The 12,177-nt window shown below is 44.0% G+C and carries 5 protein-coding genes and 1 pseudogene; all 6 read left to right on the top strand.

The annotated features are described in order from the left end of the window. Nucleotides 1-165 precede the first annotated feature (165 nt). The 6 genes and pseudogenes from A6E01_RS06665 (at nt 166) to A6E01_RS06640 (ending at nt 12,167) form a co-directional block, all read left to right on the top strand. Nucleotides 166-639: a GAF domain-containing protein gene (locus A6E01_RS06665; protein WP_017030624.1), complete on the top strand. Its 474-nt coding sequence runs from the start codon at nt 166-168 to the stop codon at nt 637-639. A gap of 99 nt (nt 640-738) precedes the next feature. Next, complete coding sequence (gene proQ, locus A6E01_RS06660) at nt 739-1,368, top strand: RNA chaperone ProQ (RefSeq protein ID WP_065209880.1); 630 nt, start codon at nt 739-741, stop codon at nt 1,366-1,368. 18 nt (nt 1,369-1,386) lie between these two features. Next, nucleotides 1,387-3,393: a carboxy terminal-processing peptidase gene (gene prc, locus A6E01_RS06655; RefSeq protein ID WP_017028991.1), complete on the top strand. Its 2,007-nt coding sequence runs from the start codon at nt 1,387-1,389 to the stop codon at nt 3,391-3,393. 163 nt (nt 3,394-3,556) lie between these two features. Then, nucleotides 3,557-4,216, top strand: coding sequence for a hypothetical protein (locus A6E01_RS06650; RefSeq protein ID WP_065209879.1), 660 nt, complete (start codon nt 3,557-3,559; stop codon nt 4,214-4,216). Between the two features lie 241 nt (nt 4,217-4,457). Next, nucleotides 4,458-7,060 (top strand): annotated as a pseudogene (gene pepN, locus A6E01_RS06645) (aminopeptidase N). Between the two features lie 262 nt (nt 7,061-7,322). Next, entirely contained in the window at nt 7,323-12,167 is a 4,845-nt protein-coding gene (locus A6E01_RS06640) for an NAD-glutamate dehydrogenase (protein ID WP_065209878.1), read from the top strand. The last annotated feature ends 10 nt before the right edge of the window (nt 12,168-12,177 follow it).

Raw genomic sequence — 12,177 nt, 5'->3', positions numbered from 1 at the left:
CCTAGTTTATATCGGCTGTTACGCTAGCACATTTATTGCCGTAGATGGTTTAGATTCAATGATTTATCGGTTACAGTTTGCAGTATATACGCAATCTTAGATGTTGAGTCCTATTGTGAAGGATTTCAAAGAGTTTGGTTACAATTTTCATATAGGTAACAAAAAGTGGATATCAAAGACTATCAGAGAGTAACGTTGCAGGTTGAGGCATTAATTAGCGGTGAAAGTAACCTGATCGCAAACTTAGCGAATATCAGTGCAGTACTGAACATGGAATTGGCGAATATTAACTGGGTAGGTTTTTATCTAAAAGAGGGCGACCAATTAGTGTTGGGACCTTTCCAAGGCAACCCAGCGTGCGTTCGCATTAATTGGGGTAAAGGCGTTTGTGGCACAGCCGCAGCAACCAATACCGTGCAGCGCATTAAAGACGTACACCAGTTTGAAGGGCATATTGCCTGTGATGCGGACAGCAATTCAGAAATTGTTATCCCATTTTCAATGAACGGAGAAGTGGTGGGCGTACTCGATATCGACAGTCCATTACATGACCGCTTTAGCGAAATCGATGAACAAGGGTTAGTATTGTTGATGGATATGGTCGAAAAATTGCTCAATGAGCCAATTAACTCTAAGTAAAGTACCACTCGGGAGTGGTTTTTACTTGTCATGTCTTTATAATAGCGCTGAATATTATTGAGAATCTCGCGCAAGAGTCGCGTTTAATCAGGAACCCGCATGGAAAACACCGAAAAATTAAAAACCAGTAAAGAAGTGATTGCTTATATTGCCGAATGCTTCCCTAAGTGCTTTACTTTAGAAGGCGAAGCTAAGCCACTGAAAATTGGTATTTTTCAGGATTTAGCAGAGCGTCTAAGTGAAGACTCTAAAGTGAGCAAGACTCAACTTAGAGCTGCGCTAAGACAATACACTTCATCTTGGCGCTACCTACATGGCGTTAAAGCTGGTGCGATACGTGTTGATCTAGATGGCAACGACTGTGGCGTACTAGAGCAAGAACATGTGGACCATGCGCAACAAGCACTTGCAGAAAGCAAGGCTCGCGTAGCGGCTCGCAGAAAAGAACAGGCTGATAAAGCCCGTGAAGAGCAAAAAGCAAAACGCGCTCAAGCTAAAAAAGCAGCTCCGGCTCGCAAGCCTAAGCCAAGAGCAGAAAAACCTAAGCAAGCCCCAGTTGAAACACGTGCATTGAACAGCGATGAAATCTCTGTTGGTAACAATGTGAATGTAAACATGGGTAAAGGCAACATGGCTGCGACCATTGTTGAAGTAAACAAGGATGATGTGCGAGTGCAACTCAATAATGGCCTGCAAATGGTTGTTAAGGCGGAGCATCTTCGCGCTTAAAAGGAGTTTATCCTGCGAATGAAAATGCGTTCAAAGATTACGCTGATTGCAGCTAGCGTTATGCTAGCTGCCTCTGCAAATGCTGTCGAAGCAAACCTCACGGTAAAAGACTTACCTGTTCTCACCCCTGAAGTTCAGCATCAAACTGCTGCTAAACGAGTGACTTCACGTTTTACTCGCTCTCATTACAAGCAATTCAAATTAGACGATCAATTTTCAGCAGAGATTTTCGACCGATATCTCAATATGTTGGATTTTAGTCGCAACCTATTTACTCAATCTGAAGTCGATGGTTTCGATACCTATCGAACACAGCTAGATGACTCTTTAAAAGAGGGCGATAACACCATTGCGTTTGAGATGTATAACATTTCAATGAGAAAGCGCTTTGAACGTTATGCTTTTGCCCTTGATCTTCTTGATGATGAAATCAAATTTGATGTTGATGAATCTATTGAGCTAGATCGTAGCGAAGAAGCATGGCCGACAGATTCGAAGGAAATTGATGAGCTGTGGCGTAAGCGAGTAAAGTACGACGCGCTTAATCTGGCTCTGACAGATAAAGAATGGCCAGAGATCAAAGAGATTCTGACGAAACGCTACAACAATGCGATGAAGCGAATTTCACAGTCTCAAAGCGAAGACGTCTTTCAGCTGTACATGAATGCATTTTCTCGTCAGGTAGATCCTCACACGAGTTATCTTTCTCCACGTAATGCCGATACTTTCCAATCTGAGATGAACCTATCTTTAGAGGGGATTGGCGCTGTGCTGCAGATGACTGATGACTACACAGTCATCCGCTCATTGGTTGCTGGTGGTCCAGCAGCGGGCAGTAAAGAGCTAGGCGAAGGCGATAAAATTGTTGGCGTTGGACAAGATGGCAAAGAGATTGTCGATGTCATTGGTTGGCGTCTTGATGATGTTGTTGACCTTATTAAGGGACCAAAAGGTACCAAGGTTAACTTGCAAATCTTGCCTGATGGCAAAGATGCTAAAACACGTGTCGTCACTATCGTTCGCGATAAAGTTCGCTTAGAAGACAGAGCGGTTAAGTCTGAGATCATTGAAAAAGACGGTAAGAAGTTTGGCGTTCTTGAAGTGCCTAGTTTTTACGTGGGACTTTCTAAAGATACTGACAAGTTGATTACCGAGCTGAAAGAGAAGAATGTTGACGGTATTTTAGTGGACCTTCGCAATAACGGCGGTGGTGCATTAAGTGAAGCAACGGCGCTCTCTGGGCTGTTTATCACCAGCGGCCCTGTGGTGCAGGTGAGAGACAGCTATGGTCGCATCAATGTCAACGCAGATAACGGCAATGCCATCAGCTACGACGGTCCATTAACTGTATTGGTCAATCGTTACAGCGCATCGGCTTCTGAAATCTTTGCAGCTGCGATGCAAGACTATGGACGTGCGGTTATTCTTGGTGAAAATTCGTTCGGTAAAGGTACGGTACAGCAGCATCGCTCGCTCAACCATATCTATGATCTGTTTGACAACGAATTAGGCTATGTACAATACACCATTCAAAAATTCTATCGAATTGACGGTGGCAGTACACAAAACAAAGGTGTGATCCCAGACATTCATTATCCAACACCTATCGACCCTGCTGAAACAGGTGAGAGTGTGGAAGATAACGCATTACCTTGGGATAGCATTGAGCCGGCTAAGTACACCAAACTGAGTGATGAGTCAGCACTGATCAAGAAATTAACCGATCAACATGTCAAGCGCATTCAAAATGACATGGAATTCGGTTTCATCGAAGACGATATTGTTCGCTATAAAGAAGAGAAGGACTCCAATGCGCTTTCTCTGAACCTTAAGACTCGTGAGCAAGAGTCTGAGAAACGCGAAGCACAACGTCTTGAGCGAATCAACGAGCGCCAAAAAGCGAACGATGAAGAGGTCTTTAAGTCACTAGATGATGTACCAAGTGATTACAAAGCGCCTGATGCTTATCTCGATGAATCAATTTCAATAATGGTTGATATGTTGTCTGATACCTCAAGCAGTTAGCATTGCTGAAATATACGATAAAAAAGGTGGCTGATTAGCCACCTTTTTTTATGTCTTTACTGTCAACGAGATAAATAGCAAATGTGATTTAGATCAAAATTCTTCGCATTATCGTACAAGAGTACCTAAGCTTTAATTGTTTGGGGAAAACTAAGGATTAATGATGCGCAGAATTTTGTTTATCTTCTTCTTGGTCGCGCTACAGTCGTTTAATGTCAGTGCTAATGAAAATAAAGAACCGAGTTTTGACTATCCCTTTTTGCTTGGGGAATGGTTCATCACTAATCCTGCTCCGGAGTCTACGCAGGATGACTTTTTAACTATTCGACTGAGCTTTGACTCAAACTACTACTTTACCATCGACATTCAGAAGAAAGACTATTCTGTAGAGCGTTGGGAGGGTTTGTATAACGCCAGTGACGATACCGTTGTACTTGGCCTAAATACATCCACACCTCAAATCTACGCGTACAAGACTACTCACAATCGCCTGAATCTTAATGGCATTACCTTCCATAAAGCGCTATCGAAACCTCTCGCTGGTATTTGGTCAAGCCAGGTATTGGCCGGTGAAGACATCCTTGCTAGTAACGTGCAAAAGCTGGACCTGATACTTCAGCCAGATTTCGTGTTTATGTTTCGCGCCAGTGGAGAAAAAGGCCAGGAATCTATCAAGCGCGGCATCTATTACATAGAAAACGATCACTTAGTATTGCTCTATGAAAACGGCGAAACTCAATCGAGCTACAGTTTAAACGACGACACTCTGACTCTATCGGGCACAGGCACCGATATGTACGCCGAACTGGCTCGAATGCGGTGAATGTCAATTAAGGAAAAGGCACCAGTACGGTGCCTTTTTTATGTCTGAACGATTGTAGAAACGAAAGACATTGGTTTGCGGTAGTCATTGAGGAGTCGAGATTGAGCGCTAAATAATCAACAGAAAACATAAGTTCTATATAGGCTACAAATTATCAAGTTCAAACGTGTGTAACACTTGTAATTTTTGTAATAAAAATAGACCCTAAACCCTCTACAACATCATTACATAGGAAGTAGGAATGAAAGACGCAGCTCCTGTTCAGCCTGTCGCTAAATATCGTAAAGACTACACAACCCCTTCTCACAATATCGATAGCATCGATCTGGTTTTTAAACTGCATCAAACGCAAACAGTGGTGGTTGCAACATCGACGGTCTTAGCAAACGATGATGCGACACGCTTAAGCTTGGTTGGGGAACAGCTGAATCTCAAAGCACTGCACATCAATGGCGTTGATTGGAGTGACTATGAATTGAATGATGAAGGTTTGGTTATCTCAAACTTACCGGCTCAATTTGATATGGCCATCACCACAGAGCTAGACCCATCGGCAAACACTGCGCTTGAGGGGTTGTATCTTTCAGATGGCGCATTTTGCACTCAGTGTGAGGCAGAAGGCTTTAGGCGTATCACTTACTTCCTTGATAGACCGGATGTACTCGCTAAATACACCACCACAGTAGAAGCGGATAAAGCTGATTTTCCATTCCTACTCAGTAATGGTAACAAGATCGCAGAGGGCGAGCTTGAGAACGACCGTCATTGGGTGAAGTGGCAAGACCCACATCCAAAACCAAGCTACTTATTTGCTCTAGTAGCGGGTGACTTTGACCAATTAGTCGATAGCTTTACCACACGCTCTGGTCGTAAAGTTGCATTAGAGATTTTCGTTGATAAGGGGAACCTTAATAGAGCTCATCATGCGATGCTCAGCCTCAAAAATTCCATGAAATGGGACGAAGAGCGATTCGACTTAGAGTATGACCTTGATATCTACATGATCGTAGCGGTTGATTTCTTCAACATGGGCGCGATGGAGAACAAGGGACTTAATGTCTTCAATTCAAAATACGTGCTTGCGGATCAAGCTTCTGCAACAGACAAAGATTACCTAGGCATCGAAGCCGTTATCGGTCATGAGTATTTCCATAACTGGACCGGCAACCGAGTCACCTGTCGTGATTGGTTTCAGTTAAGCCTAAAAGAAGGATTAACGGTATTTAGAGACCAAGAGTTTTCCAGTGATCTGGGCTCTCGTGCTGTAAACCGAATCAACAACGTGCGTATTATTCGCGGTCCACAATTTGCCGAAGACGCAAGCCCAATGTCGCACCCAATTCGTCCGGACAAAGTAATAGAGATGAATAACTTCTATACCTTAACCGTATATGAAAAGGGCAGTGAAGTGATTCGAATGATTCATACCTTGTTGGGTGAAGAAGGTTTCCAATCGGGGATGAAGCTGTACTTTGAGCGTCACGATGGCACTGCTGCGACATGTGATGACTTTGTCGAGGCAATGCAAGATGCTTCTGGTGTTGATTTGAGCCAGTTTAAGCGTTGGTACAGTCAATCAGGTACGCCAACCGTAACGGTAACCGATGAGTATGACGCGACGAGCAAAACCTACACCTTAAATGTTCGTCAATATACGGCGCCAACCGCCACGCAAGAAGAGAAGTTGCCTCTGCATATACCGTTTGATATTGAACTGTATCGCCAGGACGGCTCTGTGATTCCCCTAATTATCGACGATAAGGAAGTAGAGTCACTACTGCACATTACCCAAGAGTCTCACCGTTTTGTGTTTGAGCAGGTTGATGAAAAGCCAACACCTTCATTGCTTCGAGAGTTTACCGCTCCTGTGAAGCTAGAATACGACTACTCGGAATCCCAGTTGGTTCAGCTGATGAAGTGTTCTACCAATGAAGTCTCTCGCTGGGATGCGGGGCAGACACTACTGTCTCAATACATAAAGCACGCGGTTACCCAGGGGGGGATATAGAGCTCTCTCCTGATGTGATTCATTCGTTTAAAGCCTTGCTCCTTGATGAGAGCTTAGACAAAGCCTTTGTGGCTGAAGCTCTAACACTGCCACCTCACAGTGAAGTATGTGGTTGGTTTGAAGCCATAGATGTCGATGGCATTTCAAAGGCCCTTAAACAGCTTAAGCTTGCGCTTGCTAAAGGCCTAGAGGCTGAACTGCTAGAAACCTATCAATCACTGAACGGTGGTGAGTATGACATTTCTCATCAAAGCATTGCTAAGCGCGCTCTTCGTAATACCTGTTTAGGGTTTTTATCGTGTTTGAAAGCGCATCAGCACCTTGCCAAGTTACAGTTTGAAGCCAGCGATAATATGACTGACACCATAGGCGCACTGTCGTCGGCAAACCAATCTGATCTAGAAAGCCGTGAGGCTCTAATGAATGCGTTTAGTGAACGCTGGAGTCACGATGGACTGGTGATGGATAAGTGGTTTATGTTGCAAGGTTCAAAGCCGAGTTCGAACGCGCTATCTGCAGTGAAATCGGCCATGGATCACAGCGCATTTAGCATGCAGAACCCAAACCGAGTTCGCAGCGTATTGGGTTCATTCTTTAATAACCCATACGGTTTTCATGCGATAGACGGCAGTGGCTATCAGTTTGCTGGAGAGATGCTAGCAAAATTGAACACAAGCAATCCGCAAGTCGCCTCACGTCTCATTGATCCAATGCTCAAATTTGCTCGATACGATGAGCAACGTAAACAAATGATGCGTAAGGAGTTAGAGGTATTGCGCGATACTCCTAACTTGGCGAAAGATCTGTTTGAAAAAGTAGAAGCTGCACTTAAATAATTGCATAACAAACAATCGCTTATGAATGAAAAGGCTTAGCATCACGCTAAGCCTTTTTTTGTTCTATATTCAAGGGAAAGATTTGCTTATTAACAGTTTCGTCACATATTGAAGATTTTTAGAGAATGCGCCTTTAATTATGTAACGATGATGAAATAAAAAACCTACAATAGCGCTAATAGGCAGATTTATCTGCTTGTGTAACGTGATTTACTAGCCTTGCATTAACATAACAATAAAAATCTCTGACGGAGTGTGCCCCATGAATGCACGTGAACCCCTAGTCCCTGTACTACTTGAAAAAGTTTATCAACTGATCGAAGACAAGCTTGATCCCGCTCATCAAACCGTAGTGACTAAGCTTGCGCAACATCTATTCAGTAATATCTCTCATGATGACCTAGTTTCTCGAAACGAGTCTGATCTGTATGGCGCCGTGGTAAGCCTATGGCAACATATGAAAGAGAAGGATCTCGATGATTTATCGGTAAAGGTATTTAACCCAACCTTAAGCCGACATGGCTGGCAGTCAACACACACCATAGTAGAGATCATCTTACCTGATATGTCCTTCTTGGTTGACTCCATTAAAATGACACTGTCACGTATGGGGCTATCCAGTCACATAATGTTGCACGGCCCAGCTAAGCTGCATTTAAAGAATGGCAAAGTGTTTGATATCAATAACAAAACACTCGATGGCCAATTGCAGTCAGTGTTCCATATTGAGGTAGATAGACTCTCTAGTAAGAGTCAGATGGATGACCTGCAACAGGAACTAGAGAGTGTCGTTCGCGATACTCATTCTGTTGTGAATGATTGGCAACCTATGACAGACGCCTTAAAGAAAGTCGTTAAGCAGGTGAAGGGACTTGAAAAAGTTAAAGGCATAGATAACAAACATGTTGAAGAATCCCTCGAGTTTTTGAATTGGCTAGGGGATCACAACTTCACCTTGATGGGGTACAAAGAGTACCGACTTGTTGAAGTCAATGACGAGCAGATCCTAGAGCCAACAGAAGAAGCGGGACTTGGCTTATTTACCGATCAATCTCGCGTACGCGCGACTAAGCTGTCTAATTTTTCTGAGTCTGCGAGAGAAGAAGCCACTAAGCCTTATATTCTCATTCTCACTAAAGGCAACCGACCATCTCGTATCCATCGACCGGCTTATAATGACTACATAGGTATTAAAACCTTTGATAAGCAAGGTAGAGTGGTTGGAGAGCATAGATTTACGGGTCTCTATACTTCAGCGGTATATAACCAAAGTGTTGAGGGCATTCCTTTAGTACGCAACAAGGTAGCGCGTATTCTGGAAGGCAGTGGCTTCTTGAAGGGGTCGTATGCATTCAAAGCCCTACACAACATTTTAGAAACCTATCCTAGAGATGAACTGCTGCAAGCCAGTGAAGAAGAGCTTTTGCACATTGGGATGGGTGTTGTGCAGATGCAAGACCGAGATATGATCCGATTGTTTGTGCGTAAAGACCCGTTTGGTCGCTTCTTGAGCTGCATGGTGTATGTGACAAAAGAGCGTTATAACACAGAGCTTCGACGTCAAACGCAACGCATCTTTAAGCGCGCATTCAACACAAACCAAGAAGTAGAGTTCACCACCTATTTTTCTGAAAGCCCGCTGGCTCGCACTCATTACATTGTGCGTGTTGAAGACAGTAACCTCACCTTCGATACCAAGAGCATTGAACAAGACTTGATGGAAGCATCGTCTACGTGGGGAGATAGATTAGAGCAAGCGGTAGTGTCTAGTTTGGGTGAAAGCCGAGGCTTGCCTATTGCTAAGCGTTATATGGAAGCCTTCCCAAGATCTTATCAAGAAGCAGTGCTACCTAATGCGGCCGTTGCGGATATAGAGCGTTTAGAGCTGTTAAATGAGTTTAATCAGCTTGGAATGCTGTTCTACAGACCACAAGAAGAGCTAATCGATTCAAAGGTCGTTCACCTTAAACTCTATCATAAGCACTCGCCAATTCATTTGTCAGATGTGATGCCTATGCTGGAGAACTTCGATCTAAGAGTCATTGGCGAGTCTCCTTATCAAGTCGAAACCAAGAATGGTGAGACCTATTGGATCTTAGACTTCTCTATGCTGCATAAAGGCAGTAATGCGGTTGATTTCAATAAGGTCAGAGACCGTTTCCAACAAGCCTTTGCCGGTGTATGGAAAGGGGACCTAGAGAACGATGGTTTTAATCGACTCATTTTAGGTGCGGGCCTTACCGGTGTGGAGACCACAATCTTGCGTGCTTACGCCAAGTATATGCGCCAGGTTGGTTTTCCTTTCAGTCAACACTACATTGGAGATACGCTAGCCGCGCACCCTAAGCTTGCCAATAATCTGGTGACGCTGTTTGAAAAACGTTTCCTTCCAAAAAATAACGGTGATGATGCCTCTCAGTTGAAGGTGATCAAGCAGATCAAAGATCAACTAGAGAAAGTAGAGAGCCTAGATGATGATCGTATCGTGCGTCGTTATGTAGAAATGATTCGAGCAACGTTACGTACCAACTACTATCAGCAAACCAAGGATGGCGAACGCAAGCCGTGTTTGGCATTGAAACTCAGTCCTAAGAAGATCCCAGAGATCCCTAAACCTGTGCCAGAGTTTGAGATGTTCGTTTACTCGCCAGACGTTGAAGGTGTGCACCTACGTGGTGGCAAAGTCGCGCGTGGCGGTTTACGTTGGTCAGATAGACAAGAGGATTTTCGAACAGAAGTGCTGGGCCTAGTGAAAGCGCAGCAAGTTAAAAACACGGTGATTTTGCCTGTGGGTGCAAAAGGCGGCTTTGTTTGTAAGAAGCAACATACTCTTTCGGGCAGAGACGAGATCTTTGCCGAAGGACAGCGTTGCTACCGCATGTTCATCAGCTCTTTGCTAGACGTGGCCGACAATATTGTAGAAGGCAACCTAGTGCCGCCAACTAACGTTGTTCGTCACGACGAAGACGATTCATATCTGGTTGTTGCAGCGGACAAAGGTACCGCTACGTTTTCTGATATCGCTAATAGCGTGTCTGAAGAGTACAACTTCTGGCTAGGGGATGCATTTGCTTCTGGCGGTTCAAATGGTTATGACCATAAAGTCATGGGCATTACAGCGAAAGGGGGCTGGGAGTCGGTTAAACGACATTTCCGTGAGTTAGGCGTGAATTGTCAAACAACAAACTTTACGGTTATTGGTGTGGGTGACATGGCGGGTGACGTGTTTGGTAATGGCATGTTGTTGTCCAAACATATCTTGCTGCAAGCGGCGTTTAACCACCTTCATATTTTCATTGACCCTAACCCGGATGCTAAAACGTCCTACAAAGAGCGCGATCGTTTATTCAATACACCTCGAACAGGTTGGGATGACTATGATAAGTCATTGATTTCAAAGGGTGGTGGTGTTTTCTCTAGAAAAGCGAAATCAGTGACACTGTCACCAGAAATAAAGGCAATGTTAGGCATAGAGGAAGATGCGCTGGCGCCAAATGAGCTTATCAAGCACATTTTGATGATGCAGGTCGACCTATTATGGAATGGTGGCATCGGTACCTATGTTAAATCGAGCAAAGAAAGCCATTCTGAAGTCGGCGATAGAGCCAATGATTCATTGCGTATAAACGGCAATCAACTCCGTGCAAAGGTCGTTGGTGAAGGGGGTAACCTTGGGCTGACGCAACTTGGGCGTATTGAGTTTGCGCTGAACGGCGGTCGTGTTAATACCGACTTTATTGATAACGTGGGTGGAGTGGATAGCTCTGATAATGAGGTAAACATTAAGATCCTGCTTAATGGCCTAGTACAAAATAGCGACCTGACATTAAAGCAAAGAAATGAAATCCTTGATTCGATGGAACAAGACGTTTCGGAAATAGTATTGCACGATGCCTATTGTCAAGCAGAGTCAATCTCTGTGACTGAAGAGCAAGGCGTCAATGGTATGAAAGAGCAAATGCGCTTTATTCACACTATGGAGAAGGCGGGTCATCTCGACAGACAACTTGAATACATTCCTGATGATGAGCAGCTTCAAGAGCGAGAAAAGCAGGGCGTTGGCCTGAGTAGACCTGAACTGTCTGTGCTGGTGGCTTATGGAAAAATGCTTTTAAAAGAGCAACTTGCCACTGATGCGATTGCAAATGACAAATATCACTCTCGTATGCTGGTGGAGTACTTCCCTGATAGGTTACGCCGTAACTATTCTGCAAGTATGGACTCTCATCCGCTACGTAGTGAAATCATTGCAACTGCACTTGCCAATGAGATAGTCAATGAAATGGGCTGCAACTTTGTTACTCGTCTTCAAGAAGAGACAGGCGCAAGTGTTGTTGATATAGCGAATGCCTTTGCTGCGTCTAAAGAACTGTTTAAGTTCTCAGAGGTGTTTAGCAAGATTCGTGAACATGACAATCGCATTGAAACCAGTGTCCAATATCAACTGATGGTTGTGATACGCCGTACGTTGAGACGATTAACCCGATGGATGCTAAGAAACCGTTCCCACAATAGTAGTGTCGAACAATTAGTTGAGCGTTTCAAAGCTGACGTTGAAGTTATCGTGAATAAGCTTGACCAATTCTTGGTGCCAAGTGAAGTGGAGCAACATCAAAGCATTGCGTTGCAATGGATTGAGAAGGGCGTTGATAAATCATTGGCTAATTACTTAGCAAGACTTTCAAGCCTTTACTGCTGCTACGATATTTCTCTAGCGGCAAAAGAGTGTGGCACTACTATCGAGCGTACTGCAAAACTCTACTTCTACTTAGGTGATAGATTGTCTTTGCATTGGTTCCTTGATCAAATCAATAATCAGGTCGTGGATAACAACTGGCAGGCATTAGCTCGAGCAGCCTTTAGAGAAGATCTTGACTGGCAGCAACGTCAACTGACTGTGCAAGTGTTGCAATGCAACTGTGGTGATTCACCTCTTTCAGAAGAAGAGACAATCGAAAACTGGATTGTCAGCAATCGCATCGCATTGCAACGTTGGGAGAATACCTTGAACGAGTTTAAGGTGGGTAATGTGCATGAATTTGCTAAATTTTCCGTTGCTTTGAGAGAGTTGATGCTTTTGAACTTGAATTGTGAAGCTACAAAGTAAATAATACAGC

The sequence above is a fragment of the Vibrio breoganii genome (genome assembly GCF_001677275.1).
Taxonomy (GTDB): Bacteria; Pseudomonadota; Gammaproteobacteria; order Enterobacterales; family Vibrionaceae; genus Vibrio; species Vibrio breoganii.
Note: the sequence above shows the minus strand (reverse complement) of the source record. Positions and strands in the feature narration are given on the sequence as shown.